General features: G+C 54.1%; 19 protein-coding genes. 7 read left to right on the top strand and 12 right to left on the bottom strand.

The genetic code is table 11. From position 1 onward, the window contains the following. Nucleotides 1–125: 125 nt before the first annotated feature. From bamA to rpsB, 9 genes are all read right to left on the bottom strand, one after another. Nucleotides 126–2,555 (bottom strand): outer membrane protein assembly factor BamA, encoded by a 2,430-nt coding sequence (bamA, locus tag BJF97_RS05760; protein WP_032694381.1) that lies wholly within the window; start codon nt 2,553–2,555, stop codon nt 126–128. 31 nt (nt 2,556–2,586) lie between these two features. Then, the gene (rseP, locus tag BJF97_RS05755) at nt 2,587–3,939 is read right to left on the bottom strand and encodes a sigma E protease regulator RseP (protein ID WP_032694382.1); all 1,353 of its coding nucleotides are present in this window, start codon (nt 3,937–3,939) and stop codon (nt 2,587–2,589) included. A gap of 11 nt (nt 3,940–3,950) precedes the next feature. Next, nucleotides 3,951–4,808 (bottom strand): phosphatidate cytidylyltransferase, encoded by an 858-nt coding sequence (gene cdsA / locus BJF97_RS05750; RefSeq protein ID WP_014228000.1) that lies wholly within the window; start codon nt 4,806–4,808, stop codon nt 3,951–3,953. A 12-nt stretch (nt 4,809–4,820) separates the two neighbouring features. After that, nucleotides 4,821–5,579, bottom strand: a complete 759-nt coding sequence (gene ispU, locus BJF97_RS05745) for a (2E,6E)-farnesyl-diphosphate-specific ditrans,polycis-undecaprenyl-diphosphate synthase (protein ID WP_004098751.1) — start codon at nt 5,577–5,579, stop codon at nt 4,821–4,823. A 242-nt stretch (nt 5,580–5,821) separates the two neighbouring features. Then, nucleotides 5,822–7,021, bottom strand: coding sequence for a 1-deoxy-D-xylulose-5-phosphate reductoisomerase (ispC, locus tag BJF97_RS05740; RefSeq protein ID WP_032694383.1), 1,200 nt, complete (start codon nt 7,019–7,021; stop codon nt 5,822–5,824). 226 nt (nt 7,022–7,247) lie between these two features. Continuing rightward, nucleotides 7,248–7,805, bottom strand: coding sequence for a ribosome recycling factor (gene frr, locus BJF97_RS05735; RefSeq protein ID WP_004098748.1), 558 nt, complete (start codon nt 7,803–7,805; stop codon nt 7,248–7,250). Between the two features lie 205 nt (nt 7,806–8,010). Then, complete coding sequence (gene pyrH, locus BJF97_RS05730) at nt 8,011–8,736, bottom strand: UMP kinase (protein ID WP_004098747.1); 726 nt, start codon at nt 8,734–8,736, stop codon at nt 8,011–8,013. 146 nt (nt 8,737–8,882) lie between these two features. Next, the gene (tsf, locus tag BJF97_RS05725; RefSeq protein WP_004098746.1) at nt 8,883–9,734 is read right to left on the bottom strand and encodes a translation elongation factor Ts; all 852 of its coding nucleotides are present in this window, start codon (nt 9,732–9,734) and stop codon (nt 8,883–8,885) included. A gap of 119 nt (nt 9,735–9,853) precedes the next feature. Continuing rightward, entirely contained in the window at nt 9,854–10,579 is a 726-nt protein-coding gene (gene rpsB / locus BJF97_RS05720; RefSeq protein ID WP_003856207.1) for a 30S ribosomal protein S2, read from the bottom strand. 323 nt (nt 10,580–10,902) lie between these two features. On the opposite strand from rpsB, the gene map reads away from it, so the two are divergent. The 5 genes from map to BJF97_RS05690 all read left to right on the top strand — a co-directional run bounded on the left by map (nt 10,903) and on the right by BJF97_RS05690 (nt 19,082). Further along, nucleotides 10,903–11,697: a type I methionyl aminopeptidase gene (gene map / locus BJF97_RS05715; RefSeq protein WP_032694384.1), complete on the top strand. Its 795-nt coding sequence runs from the start codon at nt 10,903–10,905 to the stop codon at nt 11,695–11,697. Nucleotides 11,698–11,888: 191 nt separating this feature from the next. Then, complete coding sequence (gene glnD, locus BJF97_RS05705; protein ID WP_032694385.1) at nt 11,889–14,552, top strand: bifunctional uridylyltransferase/uridylyl-removing protein GlnD; 2,664 nt, start codon at nt 11,889–11,891, stop codon at nt 14,550–14,552. A gap of 33 nt (nt 14,553–14,585) precedes the next feature. Further along, nucleotides 14,586–15,410 carry a 2,3,4,5-tetrahydropyridine-2,6-dicarboxylate N-succinyltransferase gene (dapD, locus tag BJF97_RS05700; protein WP_004098743.1) on the top strand — a complete coding sequence of 275 codons (825 nt, stop codon included), beginning with the start codon at nt 14,586–14,588 and terminating at the stop codon, nt 15,408–15,410. Nucleotides 15,411–15,517: 107 nt separating this feature from the next. Continuing rightward, nucleotides 15,518–15,907 (top strand): DUF3461 family protein, encoded by a 390-nt coding sequence (locus BJF97_RS05695; protein ID WP_004098742.1) that lies wholly within the window; start codon nt 15,518–15,520, stop codon nt 15,905–15,907. A 196-nt stretch (nt 15,908–16,103) separates the two neighbouring features. Then, entirely contained in the window at nt 16,104–19,082 is a 2,979-nt protein-coding gene (locus BJF97_RS05690) for a putative mucin/carbohydrate-binding domain-containing protein (protein WP_032694387.1), read from the top strand. A 36-nt stretch (nt 19,083–19,118) separates the two neighbouring features. On the opposite strand, the gene cdaR is transcribed toward BJF97_RS05690, so the two are convergent. The 3 genes from cdaR to dgt form a co-directional block, all read right to left on the bottom strand. After that, on the bottom strand, nt 19,119–20,276 hold the full coding sequence (gene cdaR / locus BJF97_RS05685) for a DNA-binding transcriptional regulator CdaR (RefSeq protein WP_004098741.1): 1,158 nt from the start codon (nt 20,274–20,276) through the stop codon (nt 19,119–19,121). Between the two features lie 191 nt (nt 20,277–20,467). Beyond that, entirely contained in the window at nt 20,468–21,907 is a 1,440-nt protein-coding gene (degP, locus tag BJF97_RS05680) for a serine endoprotease DegP (protein WP_004098740.1), read from the bottom strand. 134 nt (nt 21,908–22,041) lie between these two features. Next, nucleotides 22,042–23,556 (bottom strand): dGTPase, encoded by a 1,515-nt coding sequence (gene dgt, locus BJF97_RS05675; protein ID WP_014227994.1) that lies wholly within the window; start codon nt 23,554–23,556, stop codon nt 22,042–22,044. Between the two features lie 84 nt (nt 23,557–23,640). Between dgt and mtnN the strand changes: the two genes are divergently transcribed. Together mtnN and btuF are read left to right on the top strand one after the other, a co-directional pair. Continuing rightward, entirely contained in the window at nt 23,641–24,339 is a 699-nt protein-coding gene (mtnN, locus tag BJF97_RS05670) for a 5'-methylthioadenosine/S-adenosylhomocysteine nucleosidase (protein ID WP_014227993.1), read from the top strand. Further along, nucleotides 24,332–25,132, top strand: coding sequence for a vitamin B12 ABC transporter substrate-binding protein BtuF (gene btuF / locus BJF97_RS05665; RefSeq protein ID WP_014227992.1), 801 nt, complete (start codon nt 24,332–24,334; stop codon nt 25,130–25,132). The genes mtnN and btuF overlap by 8 nt, the downstream gene beginning before the upstream one ends. Nucleotides 25,133–25,275 lie beyond the last annotated feature (143 nt).

Genomic DNA, 25,275 nt, shown 5'->3' with positions numbered 1-25,275 from the left:
ACTCCTTACCATCCCATGAGTACCCAGGGGTACCGTTATTTGCGTGGCCAGGCGACAACCTCAGTTATCGCCAATAGTCAGCGCTATACTGCAACTGCACTTACATTCCATTGTAGCCAATACCATTACCAGGTTTTACCGATGTTAAACTGGAACTGTTCGGCTTTGTCTCCATCGTACTTTTTAAACGGCTGAGCGTAGGAGAATACCAACGGCCCTAACGGCGACATCCACTGTACTGCGATACCCGCAGACATACGGATATTGCTTGGATCGCTGTAGTCCGGGTAACCCCCATATGCGGCTGAATCCCAGTGAGTATCCCACACGGTACCCATATCCCAGAAGACGGAAGTACGGACCGAGTTCGCATATTTATCGCTAATAAACGGCGTCGGGGTGATCAGCTCGAGGCTGGCAACCGCCATGGCGTTACCGCCCACCGCATCATCAGACTTACACGGTGCGGACTCGCTGCTCTTACATTCGTTATCGTAGCTATCATCATCGTCATGACGGCTGCTGGCCGGGAAATAAACCGCTTTCGGACCAATAGTGTTGGACTGGAAGCCACGCACGGTGCTTGAACCACCGGCATAGAAGTTCTCATAGAACGGCATCTCTTTACCGCCCAGACCATCGCCATAACCAAAGCGGGTACGACCCAACATCACCCATTTATGATCGTCATCGATCGGTACATAGGTCGCGGTATCGAGCGTCGCTTTGTAGTATTCGTTATCCGATCCCGGAATCGTTACTTTACCATTCAGGTTGACCCGTGAGCCTTCGGTCGGGAAGAAGCCACGGTCGAGCTTGTTATACGTCCAGCCGTAGTTGAAGGTGAAGTCGTCAGCGCTGAACGAGTTCCTGTCGTTGGTGTTGTCCGGATACTGCCCCATCGAATTCAGATAACGCCACATGGATACCTGAGGCTGCATGTTGGACAGCTTGTTATGCACATAGCCCAGGCCCGCACGCAGCGTATTGTATTCGTTAACCGGGAAGCCCAGCGTGATGTCTGTACCATAGCTTTTGTTGGTATAGTCAGACAGGTCCGCATCGTTAGCGTCGAAGTCGTTATAGAAAACACGACCGCCGAGGCTGACGCCATCCACGGTAAAGTACGGGTTCGTCACCGACAGTTCAGTATAGGTCTGATAGTCGTTTTTGGTGCCGTTAATCCCAACGGAATAGCCGGTACCGAGCCAGTTATCCTGTTGAACGCCGGCCTGGAAGCTGACGCCGCTTTCCGTACCGTAACCAACGCCGAAGTTAAAGCTACCGGTGTTACGCTCTTTAACCTTATAGACCACGTCAACCTGATCCGGGCTACCCGGTACGCGCTGCGTATCGGTATCAACCGTTTCAAAGTAGCCTAAACGGTTCAGACGATCTTTACCCTGATCGACCAGGTCGCTGCCCAGCCAGGCGCCTTCCATCTGACGCATTTCGCGACGCAGAACGGCATCTTTCGAGGTATCGTTGCCTTCGAAGCGAATTTTACGCACGTAGTAGCGGTTACCCGCATCGACATTCACGTGCAGCTTCACGGTCTTATCGCTATCGCTGATTTCCGGCTGGGACTGAACGCGCGGATAGGCATAGCCGTAGCGACCGAGGAGTTTCTTAATGTCATTCTCCATTTTGGTCACTTTGGTGCCGTTATACAGCTCGCCCGGCTCCACTTTGGTCAGCGCTTCGATTTCTGCCGAATGCCCCGCCAGGTCACCCGTCACCTGCACACCAGAAAGCTTGTACTGATCGCCTTCGGTAATGTTGATGGTGATGTAGATACCTTTTTTGTCCGGCGTCAGGCTAACCTGCGTGGAGTCAATGTTGAAACGAGCATAGCCGCGATCCAGATAGTAGCTGCGCAGCGTTTCAAGATCTCCCGCCAGCTTCTGTTTCTGATATTTACGATCGCCCACCACGTTCCACCACGGCACTTCATCGCGCAGCTGGAAGGTAGAAATGAGTTCATCGGTGCTGAATGCGTGGTTACCGACGATATTGATCTGCTGGATTTTCGCCGAGACGCCTTCCTGGAATACCAGCTTCAGGTCGACACGGTTACGCGGCAGCGGCGTCACGACAGCTTTAACGCTGGCGCTGTACTTACCGACGCTGTAGTAGAAATCCTCCAGCCCCTTTTCGATATCAGCCAGCGTGGTGCGATCGAGGGATTCCCCTACGCGTACGCCGGATGCCTCAAGGTTTTGCTTGAGCATGTCATCTTTCACCGACTTGTTACCGGAGAAAGTGATGCTGGCAATCGTTGGACGCTCTTTCACCTGCACCAGCAGGGTATCACCATCGCGCAGTACGCGGACGTCCTCAAAGTTGCCGGTGGCAAACAGAGCACGGATGGTGTTACTGATATCATCATCGGTTACGGTATCGCCAGGACGCACTGGCATACTGAGGAGGGCCGCACCAACAGCGACTCGCTGAAGGCCTTCGAAATGAATGTCCTTCACCACGAACCCGTCAGCACCGTATACGGTTGCGCTGCTAAACAGCAGCGACGCTATGAGCAACTTTTTCATCGCCATCGTTATTATGCGTTCTTCCTAACAAACTCTCTTACAACCGAGAGAAATCATTGAAAAGTGCAAGCCCCATTAACAGCACCAGCAATATTGAGCCAATGCGATAACTAAAGTCTTGAACTCGCTCGGATACCGGCCCGCCTTTCAGCTTTTCAATCGCCAAAAACAGCAGATGTCCCCCGTCGAGAACGGGAAGCGGGAACAGGTTGATTATGCCGAGGTTCACGCTGATCAGCGCAAGGAACATCAGATAGTAAATCAACCCAAATTCCGCTGACATCCCAGCCCCCTGGGCGATAGAAATCGGCCCGCTGAGGTTGTTCAGTTTGACATCACCGGTTATCAATTTGCCCAGCATTCGGACCGTTAACGACATCAGCTGCCAGGTTTTATCCGTGGCTTCAGCGATGGCGGCAAACGGCCCGTACTGACGCACTGTCTTATATTCATCAGGCAGCGGGATGACCTTAGGTACGACCCCTGCAAACCCCTCCGCTTTGCCTTTGGTAGACTTCGTATCCGGCGTCAAGGTCACCGACAGGGGACTACCCTGCCGCTCGATGTCCAGAACTAATGCCCTACCCGGATTATCACGCACCAGATTAACAAACGCCATCCACTGCGTTAACGGTTGACCATCGACTTTAACGATCCTGTCGCCCGCTTGCAAACCCGCCTTCTGCGCCGCCGAGTCAGATTGTACTTCAGCCAGGACGGTATCAATCTGCGCGCTGCGAGGCTGAATGCCCAACGAGGCAACCGGATCTTGTTTATCCGGCTCAAACGCCCAGTGCTGCAGATCGAGGATTTTATCCTGACGTTGATTGGTCCCGAAAGGGGCGACCGTAACTATTGTTTGCCGATCGCCTATCTTCGCCACCAGCGCCATACGTACTGCATCCCAATCAGGCGTTTCGATGCCATCTATCGCTTTAAGTTCCGTTCCTTTTGCAATTTGTGCTTGCGCGGCGATCGAGTTGGGCGTTATGTCGCCAACGACCGGACGCACGCCTGGCACGCCGATAATAAACACCAGCCAGTAGGCAAAAATGGCAAAAAGGAAGTTCGCGATTGGCCCCGCGGCAATAACGGCGGCGCGCTGGCCGACGGTTTTGTTGTTAAACGCGGAGTGACGCATCTCTGGCGCCACGGGCTCAACGCGTTCGTCGAGCATTTTGACATAACCGCCCAGCGGAATAAGGGCGATAATAAATTCCGTACCTTGCTTATCAAAACGGCGCCACAGCGCTTTGCCAAAGCCGATTGAGAAACGCTCAACGCGGATACCGCAGCGGCGAGCAACCCAGAAATGGCCAAACTCATGGACGGTGATCAACACGCCCAGCGCAATAATAAAAGCAGCCAAATTCCAGAGAACGCTCAGCATAAAACCTTCCGTCAAATCGTCCTGAAAACCAACAAGAGTAGGCAAGCAAACACGGGCACCGCGGCCGTCAGGCTATCGATACGATCGAGGATACCGCCGTGTCCGGGAATCAGATTTCCGCTATCTTTAATGCCAGCTTCGCGTTTAAACATGCTTTCGGTCAGGTCGCCGAGTACCGAAGCCAGGGCCGCGACAATAGAACACACCAGCAGCACCATCGGCGTAACATTCAGATGGGCCCACCAGCCGTAAGCCCAGGAGATAACCGCTGCCGTTAACAGACCGCCGAAAAAACCCTGCCAGGTTTTACCCGGAGAAACCTTCGGCGCCAGCTTATGCTTACCGAACATTTTTCCGAACATGTAAGCGCCGGAATCCGCGCCCCAGACCAGAATCATTACGTACAACAACCACAGCGCACCGCTATAATGGTCATCGGTATAATGCCAGGCCCGAAGCGCCAGCATGCCCCAAAAAAACGGCACGATGGTCAGGACGCCAAAAATCAGACGGAGCGTTTTTGAATTGCGCCAGAAAGCCGCTGAAGCGGGGTAAGTGAGCACTAAAAGCAGCGCGACGACCCACCAGCCTAATGATGCCCATAGCGCGCCCTCAACCAACGGTTGATGAACGTCATAATGGTATTCCGGCATCAGGAATAGCATCAGCGCCAGCAGCAGACCGCAAAGCACTGACAGCCAGACTCTCTGGGTAGTTGAAGTGAAACCGCTAAATTGCCCCCACTCCCACGCGGCGAGCATACAGACGACTAGCGTAACGATGGCAAAACCCGCGGGCGGCAGTAAAAAAAGCGCCGCAATAACAACGGGTATTAAGACGAAAGCAGAAATCAGGCGATACTTCAGCAAAAGTGACCCCCATCAGGCATTGTTGCCGCCCGGCTCAGTGCCGCCGAAGCGACGCTCTCGATTAACAAAGGCATGGAGTGCACCTTCAAAGTCCTGTTCAGCGAAATCGGGCCAAAGAACATCCGTAAAGTAAAGTTCGGCATAGGCAATTTGCCAAATCAAAAAATTACTAATGCGATGCTCTCCCCCGGTCCTAATAACTAAATCTACGGGAGCCAGTTCATGCATGCAGACCTGCTGGCTCAGCATCTCTTCTGTGATTTGCTCGGGCTGAAGCACCCCGTCTTGCACCTGTTTGGCCAGATGACGAACGCCCTGTACGATATCCCAGCGACCGCCGTAGTTCGCCGCAATATTCAGGGTCAAACCGGTGTTGTTCTCAGTCAGCGCCTCCGCTTTGCGAATACGCTCCTGGAGACGCGCATTGAAGCGCGTGGTCTCGCCGATAATACGCAGACGCACATTATGCCGGTGCAGACTTTTCACTTCGCTATCCAGCGCCCAGACAAACAGCTCCATCAGCGCGCTGACTTCCTGCGCCGGGCGATTCCAGTTTTCACTGCTGAACGCGTATAACGTCAACGCTTCAATACCATTATTCGCCGCGAAAGAGACGGCGCGACGAACAGATTTAGCGCCGGCTTTATGGCCAAAGGCGCGGATCTTTCCTTGCCGTTTTGCCCAACGCCCGTTGCCATCCATAATAATGGCCACATGACGACAGCCATGCGCAGGCAACATTTCGCTGACAGTTTGATTAGCAGACAACATAACGCGTTTTAAGTCCATAATAAGGATTAGCTAAGCTACTAAACACGGGCCACCGGTCAGCGCTGGATACGCATTTTTATCCGGTGCCGGAGCTACGGCCAATCGCAGAGAACAACCAAAAGCTTTACGCAAAAAAGCCGTGTCTTGCCACGGCCACCGTAATCTTTCACACCAAAATGCAACGATCGGATGGCGCAGACTATATCACTGAAGCACAGCGCCCACAAATATCACAACGCGTATCAGAATTTGCGCCACGCCGTCAGGAGCTGGCCTGCGCTTACCCGGGACATCGCATCAATAGCCAGCACTTCATCAATACTTTGCGGCTCATTTAACGCCTGTTGATCCAGCACCGCCTGATTTATCGCCGCAATATCGGTAAAGCGAATATCCCCGTTCAGAAACGCCGCGACCGAAACTTCATTTGCCGCATTCAGCGCCGTGGTCGCCGCCTGGCCGACATCAAAAGCCTCCATGGCCAGCTTCAGGCAGGGGTAACGGCCGTAATCCGGCGCCGAGAAGCTCAGAGTGCTCAACTGACAGAAATCCAGCGGTTTCACCCCAGAATTAAGGCGTTTTGGCCAGCCCATCGTGTGGGCAATCGGCGTACGCATATCCGGCTCGCCGAGCTGCGCCAGGACGCTGCCATCCTGATAACGTACCATCGAGTGAATCACCGATTGCGGATGGATCAGGACTTCCATCTGCTGCGCCGAGGCGTTGAACAGCCAGCGGGCTTCGATATACTCCAGCCCTTTGTTCATCATGGTGGCCGAATCGACAGATATTTTGCGCCCCATCGACCAGTTTGGATGCTTGCATGCCCGATCGGGGGTCATCGCCGCCAGTTCAGAAATCGCCGTTTCCCGGAAGGGACCGCCGGAGCCAGTGAGCAGAATCGACGCCACGCCGTTCTGGGTTAAATCAGCGTATCCCAGATTATGTTGAATTGTTTCCGGCATACTCTGAAAAATCGCATTATGCTCGCTATCAACCGGCAACAATCGTGCGCCGTACTGCTGCACGGCATCCATAAACAGACGGCCGCAGGTCACCAGCGACTCTTTGTTCGCCAGCAGCACCGTTTTACCCGCACGAATGGCTGAGAGCGTCGGCACCAGGCCTGCTGCGCCGACAATCGCCGCCATCACCTGCTCAACCTCGTCGAGCGCCGCCACTTCTGCCGCCGCCTGCTGGCCGCTCATGACTTCCGTTCGGCAGCCCTGCTCGCGCAGTTGCGCACGCAGCAGCTCCGCGCTGTGCGCATCGTCCATTACCGCGTAACGAGGGGAGAATTCCAGACATTGTTCAACCATACGGTCGACATTTTTCCCGGCGACCAGCGCGGTGATAGAAAAGCTATCAGGATTATGGCGCACCACATCCAGCGTGCTGCAGCCGATAGAACCGGTCGAACCAAGAATGGTTAATTGCTTCATGAGGCGTCCAGAATAATGAAGACAGGATAAAAAGCAAAACGCCGCCAGCAAACCCTTATGCATCAATTATCGGTTGACAGAGCGGAGGCGCAAGGCCTTTGACATGGCGCCAAAGGCTACAAGGCCAGCCGTCTAAACGCAATCCCGAAAATTGAGCGTACGGTCTCCTGTACGGCGTTTCAGATTTTACGCAGGCCGATCGTCAGACCTGCGTGTCGGCAGAGAATCAGAACTGCATCAGTTCCGCTTCTTTATCCGCCAGCGCCGCATCAACTTTCTTGATAGCAGCATCAGTCATTTTCTGCACATCTTCCTGAGAGCGGCGATCGTCATCTTCGCTGATCTCTTTCTCTTTCAGCAGCGCTTTGACTTTGTCGTTGGCATCGCGACGGACGTTACGTACGGCAACGCGCGCCTGTTCAGCTTCGCCACGCACGATTTTGGTCAGATCTTTACGACGCTCTTCGGTCAGCGGCGGCAGCGGAACGCGGATATCGCTGCCCGCAGAGCTTGGGTTCAGACCGAGATCGGAAGCCATAATCGCTTTTTCAACGGCCGGGCTCATGGAGCGATCGAAGACGTTGATCTTCAGCGTGCGCGAGTCTTCTACCGTTACGCTAGCCAGCTGACGCAGCGGAGTCGGCGTGCCGTAGTATTCCACGATAATGCCATCCAGCAGGCTGGGAGAAGCACGACCCGTGCGTATTTTGCTGATTTGGGTTTTGAACGCTTCAACGCATTTGTCCATGCGTACTTCAGCATCTTTTCTGATATCGCTAATCACGTTACGAATCCTTGAAAACTTGTCTCAGACAGACCAGACGGTCGCCCACTGCAAAAGTGAGCTAAGTATAGTCATGTTTATGCTCAGCGTCTTTCAGGCTACGGGTCAGCCGCAGCATTCCGTCCACAGAGCATGTTGAAAACCATCGGGTCAAAAACCCGAAAAAGTAAGGCCGAATATTACCCGTATTTGACGCTAACGGGAATTACTCAGTAATTAATGTGCCTTCTTTTTCACCCATCACCACGCGGCGCAGCGCGCCAGGCTTATTCATATTGAATACGCGAATCGGCAGTTTGTGGTCACGCGCCAGGGTAAAGGCCGCAAGATCCATCACTTTCAGCTCTTTATCCAGTACTTCGCTGTAGGTCAGTTGATCGTACATCGTTGCGGAAGGATCTTTGGCCGGGTCGGCGGTAAATACACCGTCGACTTTGGTGGCTTTCAGTACCACATCGGCTTCAATTTCAATGCCGCGCAGGCAGGCAGCGGAATCGGTGGTAAAGAATGGGTTGCCGGTACCCGCGGAAAGAATCACCACGCGGTTGTTACGCAGCAGGCTGATAGCTTCCGCCCAGCTGTAGTTATCGCACACGCCATTCAGCGGAATCGCTGACATCAGGCGGGCGTTCACATAGGCGCGATGAAGTGCATCACGCATTGCAAGGCCGTTCATGACCGTTGCCAGCATGCCCATGTGGTCGCCCACAACGCGGTTCATACCCGCTTTCGCCAGACCAGCACCACGGAAAAGGTTACCGCCACCAATCACTACGCCAACCTGAATACCCAGCTCAACCAGTTCTTTGATTTCCTGAGCCATGCGGTCAAGTATGCTCGCATCAATACCGAAGCCTTCTGAACCTTGCAGAGCTTCGCCACTTAACTTAAGCAGAATACGTTTGTAGACGGGTTTTGCATTGGTAGCCATGTTTCTTTCCTGAGACTGTCAACGAATGAGATGAATTAATTCTGGCGACATTGTACGTCGCTTTTCAGCGTGCCCACTATAGCGGTTGGCTGAATTTACACATTAGGCGCAAAAAGAAGCCGCCCTCAGGCGGCTCCTTTTGAAAATTAAGACTGCTTGGACATCGCAGCAACTTCTGCTGCAAAGTCAGTCTCAACTTTCTCAATGCCTTCGCCCACTTCAAAGCGGATGAAGCCAGTCACGTCAGCGTTGTGCTCTTTCAGCAGCTGAGCAACGGATTTGCTCGGGTCCATAACGAACGGCTGACCGGTCAGAGAAACTTCGCCGGTGAATTTCTTCATGCGGCCTTCAACCATTTTCTCTGCGATTTCTTTCGGCTTGCCAGACTGCATGGCGATGTCCAGCTGAACCTGGTACTCTTTTTCGACCACTTCAGCGGAAACGTCTTCCGGCTTAACGAATTCAGGCTTGCTTGCAGCGATGTGCATAGCCAGCTGTTTAACCAGCTCTTCGCTCGCGCCTTTAGCGGCAACCAGAACACCGATACGCGCGCCGTGCTGGTAAGAGCCCAGAACTTCGCCTTCCAGGGAAGAAACGCGACGGATGTTGATGTTCTCACCGATTTTAGCAACCAGCGCAACGCGTTCTTCTTCGAACTGTGCTTTCAGAACTTCAACGTCGGTGATTTTGCCTGCAACAGCTGCATCCAGAACTTTGTTTGCAAACGCCTGGAAGCCACCATCTTTAGCCACGAAGTCAGTCTGGCAGTTAACTTCCAGAATGATGCCGTAGGTGCCATCGATTTTAGTGATGATCACGCCGTCAGCGGCAACGTTGCCCGCTTTTTTCGCTGCTTTAATAGCACCGGATTTACGCATGTTTTCGATTGCCAGCTCGATGTCGCCGTTCGCTTCAGTCAGCGCTTTTTTGCAATCCATCATGCCTGCGCCAGTACGCTCGCGCAGCTCTTTTACCAGGGATGCGGTAATTTCAGCCATTCTTTATTCCTCGGGAGATGTGATCGGCCCGGTTCCAGAAACCAGACAGATTTGAAAGTGAAAAAGGGGCCGCTAAGAGGCCCCTATTTATACACGGTACTAAATAAGGGTATGCCTTATTATTCAGCTTCTACGAAGCTTTCTTCCGCCTGAGAAGCCAGATCCTGAGAACGGCCTTCACGAACGGTAGCAGCAACAGCGCTCAGGTACAGGCTAACTGCACGGATTGCGTCGTCGTTACCCGGGATAACGAAGTCAACGCCGTCCGGATCGGAGTTAGTATCAACGATAGCAAATACCGGAATACCCAGGTTGTTTGCTTCTTTGATTGCGATGTGCTCGTGGTCAGCGTCGATAACGAACAGCGCGTCCGGCAGGCCGCCCATGTCTTTGATACCGCCCAGGCTGTTTTCCAGCTTGTCCAGCTCACGAGTGCGCATCAGCGCTTCTTTCTTGGTCAGCTTGTCGAAAGTACCGTCCTGGGACTGAGTTTCCAGGTCTTTCAGACGTTTGATAGACTGACGAACGGTTTTCCAGTTAGTCAGCATACCGCCCAGCCAGCGATGGTTCACGAAGAACTGGTCGCAGCTGTTAGCAGCGTCTTTTACCGCTTCGCTTGCAGCGCGCTTAGTACCAACGAAAAGGATTTTGCCTTTGCGAGAAGAGATCTTGTTCAGTTCAGCCAGAGCTTCGTTGAACATCGGTACAGTTTTCTCAAGGTTGATGATGTGAACTTTGTTACGCGCGCCGAAGATGAAAGGCTTCATTTTCGGGTTCCAGTAACGGGTCTGGTGACCAAAGTGAACACCAGCCTTGAGCATGTCGCGCATGGAAACAGTTGCCATGTTTAAAACCTCTATAGATAAAAGTTGGGGTTATGCCTCCACGTATCCCATATTACCGACCCCAAAGGGCACCCCGGAATATGTGCCGATACGTGTGTGTTGTTACACAAAGTGAGATTTGTCGCTTCAGTCCATCTTGTGTATCTGAGAATGGAACAGAAGTCCGGCGCGCTTTATACCACAAAACAGGAGCAGACACCAACTGTTGTTGACGTCGCGTGCTGCTAATGATTCTCAATTTGGCAGCAGGACGCCCGGACTGTTAACATTGTTCAGACATAATCTATTATTGTCGAAAAAATCGACACTGCTGGACACAATCCATGGCTATTTCTATCAAGACATCTGAAGACATCGAAAAAATGCGCGTTGCCGGCCGCCTGGCCGCTGAAGTGCTGGAAATGATCGAACCCTACGTAAAACCGGGCGTCAGCACCGGCGAACTGGATCGCATCTGCAACGATTATATTGTTAACGAACAAAAAGCCGTATCCGCCTGCCTGGGCTACCACGGCTTCCCGAAATCCGTCTGCATCTCTATTAATGAAGTGGTGTGCCACGGGATCCCGGACGACGGCAAGCTGCTGAAAGATGGCGATATCGTCAACATTGACGTCACCGTCATTAAAGATGATTTCCACGGTGATACCTCGAAGATGTTTATCGTCGGTAAACCGACCATTCTGGGCGAGCGCCTGTGCCGCATTACCCAGGAAAGCCTCTATCTGGCCCTGAAAATGGTCAAACCGGGCGTTAATCTGCGCGCTATCGGCGCGGCTATCCAGAAATACGCTGAAGCTGAAGGTTTCTCCGTCGTGCGCGAGTACTGCGGCCACGGTATCGGCCGCGGTTTCCATGAAGAACCGCAGGTGCTGCATTACGACTCTCCGGAAACCAACGTGGTGCTCAAACCCGGCATGACCTTTACCATTGAGCCGATGGTCAACGCGGGTAAAAAAGAGATCCGCAGTATGAAAGACGGCTGGACGGTAAAAACCAAAGACCGGAGCTTGTCTGCGCAGTATGAGCATACTATTGTGGTGACAGACAGCGGCTGCGAAATACTGACGTTACGCAAGGATGACACCATCCCGGCGATAATCTCGCACAACGAATGATGAAAAGCCGGCGCCAGCCGGCTTTTTTATGACGGGCACCCTGTGGGCCGCCGCAAGCGACGTTAAAAATCGCTCCCGGCGATTTTTTATGACGGGCGTCCTGCCCGTCACCCTATGGGCCGCCGCAAGCGACGTTAAAAATCGCTCCCGGCGATTTTTTATGGGTGATAGTTTTTTATTATGGTGGCGCGATGAGCAACTCTTTATCTGATACTGTCTCCCCTGCCCTGGCCGACCAGCCGGCGAATCCGGGCCGCTGGCCGCAGAGCGACTTCAACTGCGCGGCTATCAAGGCGCACATCGACGCTTTTCAGCGCTGGCTGGGCGAAGCGTTTGACCACGGCATCGCCGCAGAGAGATTGATTGAGGCGCGCACCGAATTTATCGATCAGCTGCTTCAGCGGCTATGGGTCGAGTACGGGTTCGGGTCGATGAACGACATCGCGCTGGTCGCCGTCGGCGGTTACGGCCGCGGCGAACTGCACCCGCTTTCCGATATCGATCTGCTTATCCTGAGCCGTAAAAAGCTGCCCGATGAGCAGGCGCAGAAGGTCGGCGAGCTGCTGACGCTGCTGTGGGATATCAAGCTGGAAGTCGGCCACAGCGTGCGCACCCTCGAAGAGTGCCTGCTGGAGGGGCTGTCGGACCTCAGCGTCGCCACTAACCTGATTGAATCGCGTCTGCTTATTGGCGACGTCGCGCTGTTCCTTGAACTGCAAAAGCACATATTCAGCGACGGCTTCTGGCCATCGGAAAAGTTCTTTGCGGCAAAAGTCGAAGAGCAGAATGTACGCCATCAGCGCTATCACGGGACCAGCTATAACCTCGAGCCGGACGTGAAAAGCAGCCCCGGCGGCCTGCGCGATATTCACACCCTGCAGTGGATCGCGCGCCGCCATTTCGGCGCCACCTCGCTTGATGAAATGGTCGGCTTCGGTTTCCTGACCGAAGCCGAGCGCAACGAGCTTAACGAATGCCTGCATCAGCTGTGGCGCATTCGCTTTGCGCTGCATCTGGAGCTCAACCGCTACGATAATCGTCTGCTGTTCGACAGGCAGTTCAGCGTCGCCCGCCGCCTGCGTTACGAAGGCGAAAGCAACCAGCCGATCGAGCACATGATGAAGGATTTCTTTCGCGTCACCCGCCGGGTGAGCGAGCTGAACCAAATGCTGATCCAGCTGTTCGAAGAGGCGATTCTGGCGCTCACCGAAGATGAGAAGCCGCGGCCAATTGACGATGATTTTCAGCTGCGCGGCACGCTAATCGATCTGCGCGATGACACGCTGTTCATCCGCGAACCGCAGGCGATTCTGCGCATGTTCTTTATGATGGTGCGCAACAGCAGCATCACCGGCATCTACTCCACCACGCTTCGCCATTTGCGCCACGCCCGTCGTCATCTGACGCAGCCGCTTTGCTATATTCCGGAAGCGCGGACCCTGTTCCTCAGCATGCTGCGCCATCAGGGCGCGGTCAGCCGGGGGCTGCTGCCGATGCACCGCCATAGCGTGCTGTGGGCCTATATGCCGCAATGGTCGCATATTGTCGGTCAGATGCAGTTTGACCTGTTTCACGCCTATACCGTTGATGAACACACGATCCGCGTGCTGCTTAAGCTTGAGAGCTTCGCCAAAGAAGAGACCCGCAGCCGGCATCCGCTGTGCGTTGAACTGTGGCCGCGCCTGACGCATCCGGAGCTGATCCTTATCGCCGCCCTCTTCCACGATATCGCGAAAGGGCGCGGCGGCGACCATTCGATTCTCGGCGCGCAGGACGTGCTGAAATTCGCCGAGCTTCACGGTCTTAACTCGCGCGAAACCCAGCTGGTGGCGTGGCTGGTGCGTCATCATCTGCTGATGTCGGTCACCGCCCAGCGTCGCGATATTCAGGATCCGGAAGTGATCAAGCAGTTTGCCGAAGAGGTGCAAACGGAGAACCGTCTGCACTACCTGGTCTGCCTGACCGTCGCCGATATCTGCGCCACCAACGAAAACCTGTGGAACAGCTGGAAGCAGAGCCTGCTGCGTGAGCTCTATTTCGCCACCGAAAAACAGCTGCGCCGGGGGATGCAAAACACGCCGGATATGCGCGAGCGGGTGCGTCACCACCAGCTACAGGCGCTGGCGCTGCTGCGGATGGAAAATATTAATGAACAGGCGCTGCACCAAATCTGGAACCGCTGCCGCGCCAACTACTTTGTGCGCCATACGCCAAACCAGCTCGCCTGGCACGCGCGTAATCTGCTGCAGCACGATCTCAGCAAACCGATGATCCTGCTCAGTTCCCACGCCTCGCGCGGGGGCACCGAGATCTTCATCTGGAGTCCGGATCGTCCTTACCTCTTCGCCGCCGTTTGCGGCGAGCTGGATCGACGTAATCTAAGCGTTCACGATGCGCAGATCTTCACCACCCGCGATGGCATGGCGATGGATACCTTTATTGTTCTTGAGCCGGACGGCAGCCCGCTTTCCGCCGACAGGCACGAAATGATCCGCGTGGGCCTGGAACAGACCATCAGCCAGCGCAGCTGGCAGCCCCCGGCGCCCCGTCGTCAGGCGGCGAAGCTGAGGCATTTTTCCGTGCCGACGGAGGTGAATTTCCTGCCGACGCATACCGACCGGAAATCCTTTCTTGAGCTGATTGCTCTCGACCAGCCGGGTCTGTTAGCGCGCGTCGGCCAGGTATTTGCCGACCTCGGAATTTCGCTCCACGGCGCGCGAATTACGACAATTGGTGAGCGAGTAGAAGATTTATTTATAATCGCCACCGCAGACCGGCGCGCCCTTAATAATGAGCTACAGCAAGAAGTGCAACAACGGTTGACAGAGGCCCTCAATCCAAACGATAAAGGGTAACGTATTTTTTTAAGTAAATGGAAAGAGTAAACAATGCAGCAATTACAGAACGTTATTGAGTCCGCTTTTGAGCGTCGCGCCGACATCACGCCGGCAAACGTGGATACCGTAACCCGCGAAGCGGTTAACCAGGTGATTTCTCTGCTTGATTCCGGCGCGCTGCGTGTCGCTGAAAAAGTTGACGGCCAGTGGGTCACCCATCAGTGGCTGAAGAAAGCGGTTCTGCTCTCTTTCCGTATTAACGATAACCAGGTTATCGATGGTGCGGAAAGCCGCTACTTCGATAAAGTCCCAATGAAGTTCGCGGATTATGATGAAGCGCGTTTCCAGAAAGAAGGTTTCCGCGTCGTTCCGCCGGCGGCGGTTCGTCAGGGAGCGTATATCGCTCGCAACACGGTTCTGATGCCGTCCTATGTGAACATCGGCGCCTACGTTGACGAAGGTTCGATGGTTGATACCTGGGCGACAGTGGGTTCCTGCGCGCAGATCGGCAAAAACGTCCACCTGTCCGGCGGCGTTGGCATCGGTGGCGTACTGGAGCCGCTGCAGGCTAACCCGACCATTATCGAAGATAACTGCTTTATCGGCGCGCGTTCGGAAGTCGTTGAAGGCGTCATCGTCGAAGAGGGTTCCGTTATCTCCATGGGCGTCTACCTCGGCCAGAGCACCAAAATCTACGACCGCGAAACCGGTGAAGTGTTCTACGGCCGCGTTCCGGCGGGATCCGTCGTTGTCTCCGGCAACCTGCCGTCAAAAGATGGCAAGTACAGCCTGTACTGCGCGGTTATCGTCAAAAAAGTCGATGCCAAAACCCGCGGCAAGGTTGGAATCAACGAACTTCTGCGTACCATCGACTAAGCAGCATGAAAAGCGGGAGGCATCCCGCTTTTTTTATATATTGAGCTGGCGAAGATGGATTTTTTCGTTAATTATTCAAAGATTACGATGATATCAAAGGTACCGTTATGTACGATAATCTGAAAAGTCTTGGTATTACCAATCCTGATGAAATCGATCGCTATAGCCTGCGGCAGGAAGCCAACAACGACATTCTGAAAATCTACTTTCAGAAGGATAAAGGCGAGTTCTTCGCCAAGAGCGTCAAGTTCAAATATCCGCGTCAGCGCAAAACCGTGGTCGCCGACGGCGTGGGCCAGGGATATAAAGAAGTCCAGGAGATTAGCCCTAACCTACGCTATATCATCGACGAGCTGGATCAAATCTGTCAGCGCGATCGCACCGAAATCGATCTGAAACGTAAGATCCTCGACGATCTGCGTCACCTCGAAAGCGTGGTGACGAATAAGATCAGCGAAATCGAATCCGATCTGGAAAAACTGACCCGCAATAAGTAAGCCTGATACGGGCCAGGTGCTGGCCCTGTTTCCCTCTGCCTCACCCTCTTTTTTCTCACTCATCCCCCACCGGCAGCATCAGCGAATATCAGCTATTCCTCTCTGATATCATTTCATCTCATATCCCTATCTACATGAATGACATAATAAAATAAGTCGCTGTATGTTCAATTTCCACCTGAAAGGAGATCATACGATGACACAGGAAATTGAACAAAAATTTTATACCCTACAATCTGCGCCCTGGCTGGATAAGGCCGGCTTTGAAAAAGGACGGCTGCACGATCGCCAGCCGCTGGGCTTTATTCTGCCCGCCAATACGCCGCTGCACATTCGCCAACCGGATATCAGCAACGGCAACTCGATTCTGCGCCTGCTTTGCAATGATACCGCGCTAGAGAGCACCTGCACGATCGCCACCGGCTGGAAAACGGTCTGCGCAACGGTCGACACCGTTCCTTTTGTCGATACGCTGTTTACCGACCAGCCCTGTGAATTTACCGTCATCTACCAGCAGCCTGCCGCAACTAAACCGCTGCCGACCTGGAAAGCGGGCCAATCCGAGGATGAATTTTTCCTCAGCTGGGAGAAAAATCAATCCGCACTCGCGCTGCTTGATTTAGATGTGATTACCCTGCTGCTGCCCTATGCCGACCGCGATAATGCGATGAAAGCGGGCTTACCGGCACTGCACCGTTTTTATACCCACCTTTTCAAATGCTATAACGACTTGGCTGGGCTAAGCGATAATCCTGACGCACCGTGGAACCAGGATGTCGCCAACCGCTACTTTGTGCGGGCAGATAAACATGGCTTCGGCGCAGCCTATTATTTCACCAGGTGGTGCGCTCATACATCATCAACGTTAGGTGAAGGCTGGCTGGATAACGTTGCGACGCAATGGGTTATTCTCCATGAAATTGCGCACGGGTATCAGGGTAAGTTTATGCAGTCGACCACTCTGCCCGTCAACGAAGTGTGGAACAATATTTACGCCGCTTTTTACCAGCAGCTCACCCTGAGTCAGGATAATCATCTTTATGTTGATGGCTGGCTCTATAACTATGGTCAGCAGGCCGTGCAGGAACTCCAGCTGATGACCTATATTCGAGACCAGGTTTCGGTCACCAGCTGGGGCCTGCGTCCGCGCCTGCAATTCCTGATGCTGATGTTGCTAAAAGCAGGAACCAAAGCCTTCCGCAGCTTCAACCAGAACTATCGCGAACTGGCCAACGGCGATAGCTTCCGGCCGTCCGATCATCAGCTTGTCGATATGCTGGCTACCGCTATCGCCACCGCCGCAGGGTATGATGTGACCCCATTTATCGAGCTATGCGGCTTAACGCTGGAAATTACCACTAAGGGAGATATCGCCGCGCTGGCGGCAAAACCGCTCTATCCGCTGTATCTTTTCCTTCCGCAAAGCGAATGGGATAGCGCGCGGCGGCAGCTGGGGCTGGACTCCTTCGTGTGGCTGGTGGATAACAGCGAACTGGCGGCATTAGGCAAAACGGGGACGCTATCCCTGACGTTCAATATCGACCAGCTGGAACAAATTTACGGGCGAACGCTGACGATTAAAGATAATTGTGGCACGCATTATTCACTGATCGTTAATGATGACACGTTGATCCTGAATGACATACCAATCGGCATTTACCAGATCGATCTTCCGAAAGGTCGTTCACAAAAATATCGTCCGGATATCAGCTACCTCGTCGTAAAAGAAGGGACAAATGCGGCTACCATCAACTACACCCGACAACGCGATTCCCGCGGGCGTAACGTAACGATGAGCTTTTTAGGTATTGGCGACACGCCGTTTGCATATCTGGATATCGATTTCGAAAATCAGCAGCTTACGCTGAATATTACCAGCGCCACGCCGCACAACAACTACCCTGACGCGCTCTATGCCGGCGTATGCGTACTTTCCGCCAGCGGCGAAAAAGTATTCGAGCGCAATATGAACGGAACGAACTGCGCCACCGGTAAGGAGGTTATTCCCTTCGGTCCTCACTATCACTTATATATTACTCACGTCGAGCCGGGGCGGCTGAAAACCTCTCCGGAGTATTTAACGCTGGTAGCGGGTGAGAAATGCCAGCTAATGCGTATTGATGAGAGTGGGCTTTACAACTTTATTCTCAACAATAATCCGGCAGAGGATTTACTGGCTATTTTCGAGCATGACGCTCAGGCAATGCGTAAGCAGCCCTCGCTATTAGCGCAGGAAGAGAGCGTATGTAAAAACGATCTCTGGCTGATGCTCCCCCATATTGAAGAGCCCCAGCGCAGCAGGCTGCTTAAAGAGTATGCCGACGTCCTGCCTCAGGATAATAGCGAACCGGGCGAACTGACGGGCAAAAGCGTTACCCTCAATCTCAGAGGGCAAGGCAATAAAGATTTTTGCCAGATCGTTATCGATAATCAGCAGCACGCCATGACGGTCGCCACGCGTACCGGCGCGCCGCACCCGTATTATGTTTCCCATACCTATGCCAGCATTACGGTAACCGGAGCGGACGAAACGGTGGTTTATCACCGCAGCTATGCCGGAGCGACCAACAACCTGGCAAACAGCGAAACTCTCGCGCTCGCTGAAAACATGATCATTGAGGTTTACCATGATGAGCCATTCCGCTCCAGCGCCAGCAATGATACGACGCATCGCGCCATTACGCTGAAGCAACGCAACCGCTGGCGGGTAGTGAAGGATGGGCTGGAGGCCTGTTCGCTGGTGCCAGATCCGGAGGATAAAGAAACCACGGATGCTCAGGACGAGGCAACAGAGCTGTATGGCGATCTCTTCTCCTGGCAGCTACTTGGCAATGATAATATTCGTTTTGCGACGATGGAGATGGATATTGGCCGCGGCGCGCTCACCTTTACCGCCAGCCCCGTGGTGCCGAATAAGCACTTTACGACGGCCTATGCCGCGGTGAATATCTACAATACGCGCGGCTCGGTGGTTTATCGCCAGTCCATTAAAGGTTCAGCGCAGCTTGGCGACTATATTGATACGGCAATACTTGATGAAGGCTATATCATCGAAGTCTTCCATGCCGAAGCCGGCGATCGCTCCGTCATTATCAACCCGCAAAACGGTAACGCCTGGCCACAGCCTCATACCGTCTCCTGGCAAGTCACGGCCAGCGGGCTGCAGCGCCTGTAATTCCCGTCCCCACTCCCGCCTGCGGCGGGAGTGTTTTTAGCGCTGCTCATCGAGCTGTAGCGCAATATACAGCAGCAGACGATCGTCAAAATTACCCAAATCCAGCCCCGTCAGCTCAGAGATGCGGTTTAAACGGTATTCCAGCGTATTGCGGTGGATAAACAGTGCTTTCGACGTCGCCAGCGGCTGCACGTTATGACGAAACCAGGCCTGTAAGGTGCGACGCAGCAGGCCGTTGTTATCCATCGCCTTCAGGCGAACCAGCGGGCGCGCCAGCTCATTGGCCTGCCAGCCGCCGCGCAGGCTATCCAGCAGTACCGGCAGCATCAAATCCTGGTAAAAATAGCTACGGCTCTCCGGCATCCGCTGTTTACCGACCATCATGGTGGTTCTGGCGGTGCGATACGAGCGAGCAATGCTGCCCGGTCCGGTAAAAAAGTTTCCCAGCGCCACGCGAAAACGCAGCTGACCGTTCTCTTTCATCCTGCTAATGAGCTGCTCGACCCGTTTGCAGTGATCTTCCGCATCCCAGCGGCCAAAGGCGTTCAGCGCGGGCTTCAGTACCACCATTTCGGTCAGCGAGACAATGGCCACCAGATTATTACGGTCCGGCGTGGTCAACGCGGTCTGGAGCTGCTGCAGCTCCGCCATCGCGCTGTCTACGCCCAGCTGGCCGCTATCCACTTCAATCATCGCCACCACGCGCGGTTGGTTGAGATCGATCCCCAGACGCTGGGCCCACTCGGTCAGCGCCGGGGTGTTCTCTTCCGCCTGAATCAGGTTCATCACCAGCTCTTCGCGCAGACGGCTATCCTGGGCCAGGAGATGCATCAGCCGCGATTGTTCCAGCATCATCTCGGCGGTCATACACACCAGTTCACCGTATTTACGCAGCGACTCCGGTTCGCCGGTCAGGCCGATAACGCCGACGATCTCCCCTTCCAGACGCAGCGGCAGGTTGATCCCCTGGCGCACGCCGTGCAGATGCCGGGCAACGGCATCATCAATATCGACAACGCGCCCCTGGGAAAGCACTAATAGCGCGCCTTCGTGCAATTCACCAATTCGCTCGCGGTCTCCGCTACCGATAATGCGCCCGCGGGCATCCATTACGTTAATATTGGTATCAATGATGCGCATCGTACGCGCCACGATATCCTGAGCCATTTTGGTATCAAGATGCCAGCCAGCCATGTAACCCTCCCGTGAGCAGGCTACCAGCATAAAAGAGTTGGCAACACGCCGCATTGTGCATTTGCACAAAGCCGGGCTAAGAAATATGGAGTTGTGGAAGATATCACAGAACGAAAAATGGAAGGGGCGGCAGAAATAAAAAAGCCCCTCTCCTCCGCAAGGAGAAAAGGGGCTTTGCGAACCGTCAGGGATTACTGCATCAGCAGATAAATCGACGTATCACCGCGCTGGATATTCAGCGCCAGAACCGACGGTTTGGCATCAAAAATTTTGCGCAGGTCGGCAATATTTTTCACCGGCTGCTGGTTCGCGCCAACGATAATATCGCCTTTCTTCAGGCCAATCTGCGCCGCCGGCGTTCCCGCTTTCACGTTACTCACCACGACGCCTTTATCCTGACCTTTGTTGCTCATTTCCGCACCTTCAATACCGTTGAAGATGGTGCTGGAGTCAACCTGGTTCTGATTGCTCTGCTGCAGCTCAACGGTCACCGTCACCGGCTTGCCGTCACGCAGCAGGCCAAGCTCGACTTTGCTGCCGATCGGCATGGTACCCACCTGGGCACGCAGCGCGGCAAAGCTGCTGATCGATTTACCGTTCAGCGTGGTAATCACGTCGCCGGCTTTAATCCCCGCCTTAGCGGCCGCCGAGTTCGGCATCACCTGGCTGACGAACGCGCCGCGCTGAGCGTCAACTTTCATCGCTTTCGCCAGTTCGGAATTCAGCTCGGTCCCCATGATGCCCAGCTCACCGCGCTTAACCTGGCCAAATTTGACCATCTGATCGGTCAGGTTTTTCACCATGTTGCTCGGAATAGCGAAGCCGATACCAATGTTGCCGCCGTCCGGCGCCAGAATCGCGGTGTTGATACCGATCAGCTCGCCGTTCAGGTTAACCAGCGCGCCGCCGGAGTTACCGCGGTTGATCGCCGCATCGGTCTGGATAAAGTTTTCATAGTTTTCAACGTTCAGGCCGCTACGGCCCAGGGCGGAAACGATCCCCGAGGTCACGGTTTCGCCCAGGCCAAACGGGTTACCGATCGCCACGGTGTAATCGCCGACGCGCAGGGCGTCAGAGTCCGCCAGCTTAATCGCGCTCAGGTTTTTCGGATCCTGGATTTGAATCAGCGCAATATCAGAACGCGGGTCTTTGCCGACCACTTTCGCGTCGAACTTGCGGCCATCGCTGAGCTGGACTTTGATAGTAGTCGCGTTATCCACGACGTGGTTGTTAGTCACGACATAGCCTTTAGCGGCATCAATAATCACCCCGGAACCGAGGGCCATAAATTTCTGCTGCTGGCCGCCGTCGCTACCCGGCGCGCCGCCCTGCCCGCCGCCCTGACAGAACGGAGAGCTCTGGAACGGAGAACCATCCTGACAGAACGGCGAATTGTCGCCAAAGAACTGCTGGAAGTTACGCGGCATCCGCGGCGTATTAACGGTGGTGCTCCCCTCAACGTTAATGCTCACGACCGACGGCATCACTTTTTCCAGCATCGGCGCCAGGCTTGGCATCTGCTGCGCATTAGTCGCCGAAGAAGCTGTTTCCGCCGCGCTCGCAGAGAGAGGGGACAACGCCAGACCTAAACTCAGAGCCAGGGCACTCATTGCTAACGTGGTTTTTTTCATAGGTTTCAATCTCAATTTCAGATAACGAATAGTTGCTGTGTTGGTGACTATCAGAGTCATTTTATAGCGCGAAGTTCCGGAATGAAGTTTTGGTAAAAGTAAAAATTTATTGTCCGTCTTTACAAAACTCACCCTTATTCTACGGCCATCAATCGTCGATATTCATCCCATGCATACAAGTCGGTCATTCCGCTGATATAGTCCTGAATGAGACGACAGCGATAATAATATTCCATCACTGGAAACTCCGGATTATTGCGCGAAATCTTATTTACGGCTTCTATGTAAGCTAACCGATGACGAGTTGAAAGTTTCTGAAAAAGACGTGATGCAATCGGTAAACTTCGCACCCGCTCTTTTTCCACCAGCAAACTGAACTCATCCAGCGATAATTTTAACAGCGGCTGGTATATATCTAACAGACCGCTGATCACGCGGTAGCCCTGCAGCTCCAGCTGCTCGACATCAGGATGGCTAAACACATGTTTTACCGCAACATTTTTGTATAGTTCAAGCAGCTGACTGCAATCGCTATCGTCCTCAAGCAGCGCGTGATTAAAATCGCCGCTAAAAATCTTCGCCAGGTTATCAATAAACCGCCGCGCCGCGTACGGTACCAGTCTATTGAGCGTATTAACCCGTAAATACATAAAAAACTGATCTTCAGTACTCCGGCTCAGAGAATTCGCACGCGATTTCTCCCAGGCGTTTTCGACAACCTGATTAAACAAGGAGCCTTTTTCGTGAACGCCCCAGGCTTCATAGAGATGCTGATAAAGCTGCTCTACGCTGAAGATGCGTTTTTCTACCGCATCTTCAAGGTCGGCGACGCAATATGAGATATCATCCGCGGCTTCCATAATCCACGTTAATGGGAAGCGATTGTAAGGAGCCAGATCCAGTTCTTTACGCAACCTCGCAACATAGCCCTCTTCGGCTAAATAATAACCAGGTTTTTTCATTAAATAATTGTGGCTGGCCGGCGCTTCCCCGCGCCACCATGCCGGACGCGTATATTTTAGAATACAGCCCACCTGCGCCCAGGTGAGATTCATGCGCATCAGCGTATGCACTAAGCGAATACCCTGCGCATTGCCTTCAAACCAGCATAAGTCCTGGCGAACCTTACGCCGCAGCTCATTCAGCTGGCTATCGCCTTCCTGCAGGCGCAGCGCCGCAACCACGCAGCGATCGTCGGTTAACGGCTGGCTGGCCGCATCGCCGGGGAAGAGCCGCTGGCTGAACCAATCATTAATTGCCGCCTCGCCAAAATGGCCAAATGGCGGATTGCCGATATCGTGCATCAGGCAGGCCATTTCAACAATGCTCTCGAACGGCCCGGTAAGCTCATCCAGCCCGTAGCTTTCCAGCAGCTTCTGCTCTTTCAGACGACTCAGCACCTCTTTGGCGATGTAGCGGCCCACCTGCTGAACTTCCAGAGAGTGGGTCAGCCGCGTACGCACCGCGGCATTGCGCTCCAGCGGGAAAACCTGGGTTTTTTGCTGCAGCCGGCGGATCGCCGGCGAGTTGATGATGCGTCCGCGATCGCTTTCGAAAATTCGCAGGATTTCACGCTCCGTCTCAACGCCCTGCGGTGAACGGTAGCGGCGACGCCAGTTAATCTTGTTGCGAAAATCGATCTTAGCCATGATCTCCCCCGAGCGAGCAATAACGTTTCCTTCTAAGCGCATGATAGACTATGCCGCTAAAACCCACACATCGCGAGTAAATCTATGAAAATCGGTATTATTGGCGCAATGGAAGAAGAAGTTACCCTTCTGCGCGACAAAATCGACAACCGCCAGACCATCACTATCGGCGGCAGCGAAATCTACACCGGCCAGCTGCAGGGCGTTGATGTCGCTTTGTTGAAATCGGGCATTGGCAAAGTCGCCGCCGCCATGGGCGCCACTCTGCTGATGGAGCACTGCAAGCCGGATGTGATTATTAACACCGGTTCTGCGGGCGGCCTCGCGTCGACCCTGAAGGTTGGCGATATCGTCGTCTCCGACGAAACGCGCTATCACGACGCGGACGTCACCGCGTTTGGCTATGAGTATGGCCAGCTGCCGGGCTGCCCTGCCGGTTTCAAAGCCGATGATAAGCTGATTGCCGCCGCAGAGACCTGCATCAGCGCGCTGAATCTTAACGCGGTTCGCGGACTCATTGTCAGCGGCGATGCATTCATCAACGGTTCCATTGGTCTCGCCAAAATCCGCCACAACTTCCCGCAGGCCGTCGCGGTAGAAATGGAAGCCACCGCCATCGCGCACGTCTGCCACAACTATGGCGTACCGTTTGTTGTCGTTCGCGCCATCTCCGATGTTGCCGATCAGCAGTCGCATCTGAGCTTCGACGAGTTTCTCGCCGTTGCCGCGAAGCAATCCACCCTGATGGTGGAAAACCTGGTGCAGCACCTGGCTCGTGGCTAAGTCGCTCAACGCGGCGCTTGCCGTCCTGATGCTGCTTGCCCCGGCGTGGCTTTTCGCCGCGCCGCGGGTGATTACGCTCTCTCCCGCCAATACTGAACTGGCGTTTGCCGCCGGTATTACGCCGGTTGGCGTCAGCAGCTATTCCGATTATCCCCCGGAAGCCGCAAAGATAGAGCAGGTCTCCAGCTGGCAGGGGATGAATCTGGAACGCATCGTCGCCCTTAAGCCCGACCTGGTGCTGGCGTGGCGCGGCGGTAACGCTGAACGCCAGGTGAATCAGCTAAGCTCGCTCGGGATAAAAGTCATCTGGGTCGAAACATCGACTATCGAAGAGATTATCGCAACGCTTCGCCAGCTGGCGCAGTGGAGCCCGCAGCCGGAAAAGGCGCGGCAGGCGGCGCAGAAAATGCAGGACGCCTACCAGGCCTTAAAAACCCGCTACGCGAGCGGGCCGAAAAAACGCGTTTTTTTACAGTTCGGCGCCAACCCTCTCTTTACCACCAGCAAAGGCTCGATTCAGGATCAGGTTCTGACGCTGTGTGGGGGAGAAAACATTTTTGCCGCCAGCCGGGTTCCCTGGCCGCAGGTGAGCCGTGAACAGGTGCTGGCAAGGCAGCCGCAGGCCATTGTTATCGCCGGCGACCCCAGTCAACTTCCCGCCGTTGAGCGCTATTGGCAGAATCAGCTAAAAATTTCTTTTATTGCGCTACATGGCGACTGGTTTGAACGCGCGAGCCCACGTATTATTCTCGCCGCAAAACAACTCTGTACTGCGCTCGAGCAGATAAAATAATCACCTGCTAATCCAGGTGCAAAAAGGCTATCCCACCAGGCGCAATTGTTGCAGCCAGTTTGGACACGGACAGCGCGGAACACCCGGAGCGTACACGCGGTACGTGAGGGCGGTGAGCACTGCCCAGGGCCAAACTGGCAAAT

The organism is Klebsiella sp. LTGPAF-6F, assembly GCF_001753185.1.
GTDB lineage: Bacteria > Pseudomonadota > Gammaproteobacteria > Enterobacterales > Enterobacteriaceae > Klebsiella > Klebsiella michiganensis.
Note: the sequence above shows the minus strand (reverse complement) of the source record. Positions and strands in the feature narration are given on the sequence as shown.

Bases quoted from the DNA above. Each gene is read 5' to 3' on its own strand.
- tsf (WP_004098746.1), bottom strand. From the start codon at position 9,734: ATGGCTGAAATTACCGCATCCCTGGTAAAAGAGCTGCGCGAGCGTACT.
- rseP (WP_032694382.1), bottom strand. From the start codon at position 3,939: ATGCTGAGCGTTCTCTGGAATTTGGCTGCTTTTATTATTGCGCTGGGC.
- bamA (WP_032694381.1), bottom strand. From the start codon at position 2,555: ATGGCGATGAAAAAGTTGCTCATAGCGTCGCTGCTGTTTAGCAGCGCA.
- cdaR (WP_004098741.1), bottom strand. From the start codon at position 20,276: ATGGCTGGCTGGCATCTTGATACCAAAATGGCTCAGGATATCGTGGCG.
- BJF97_RS05695 (WP_004098742.1), top strand. From the start codon at position 15,518: ATGTACGATAATCTGAAAAGTCTTGGTATTACCAATCCTGATGAAATC.
- ispU (WP_004098751.1), bottom strand. From the start codon at position 5,579: ATGTTGTCTGCTAATCAAACTGTCAGCGAAATGTTGCCTGCGCATGGC.
- map (WP_032694384.1), top strand. From the start codon at position 10,903: ATGGCTATTTCTATCAAGACATCTGAAGACATCGAAAAAATGCGCGTT.
- rpsB (WP_003856207.1), bottom strand. From the start codon at position 10,579: ATGGCAACTGTTTCCATGCGCGACATGCTCAAGGCTGGTGTTCACTTT.
- pyrH (WP_004098747.1), bottom strand. From the start codon at position 8,736: ATGGCTACCAATGCAAAACCCGTCTACAAACGTATTCTGCTTAAGTTA.
- mtnN (WP_014227993.1), top strand. From the start codon at position 23,641: ATGAAAATCGGTATTATTGGCGCAATGGAAGAAGAAGTTACCCTTCTG.
- dgt (WP_014227994.1), bottom strand. From the start codon at position 23,556: ATGGCTAAGATCGATTTTCGCAACAAGATTAACTGGCGTCGCCGCTAC.
- glnD (WP_032694385.1), top strand. From the start codon at position 11,889: ATGAGCAACTCTTTATCTGATACTGTCTCCCCTGCCCTGGCCGACCAG.
- ispC (WP_032694383.1), bottom strand. From the start codon at position 7,021: ATGAAGCAATTAACCATTCTTGGTTCGACCGGTTCTATCGGCTGCAGC.
- dapD (WP_004098743.1), top strand. From the start codon at position 14,586: ATGCAGCAATTACAGAACGTTATTGAGTCCGCTTTTGAGCGTCGCGCC.
- degP (WP_004098740.1), bottom strand. From the start codon at position 21,907: ATGAAAAAAACCACGTTAGCAATGAGTGCCCTGGCTCTGAGTTTAGGT.
- BJF97_RS05690 (WP_032694387.1), top strand. From the start codon at position 16,104: ATGACACAGGAAATTGAACAAAAATTTTATACCCTACAATCTGCGCCC.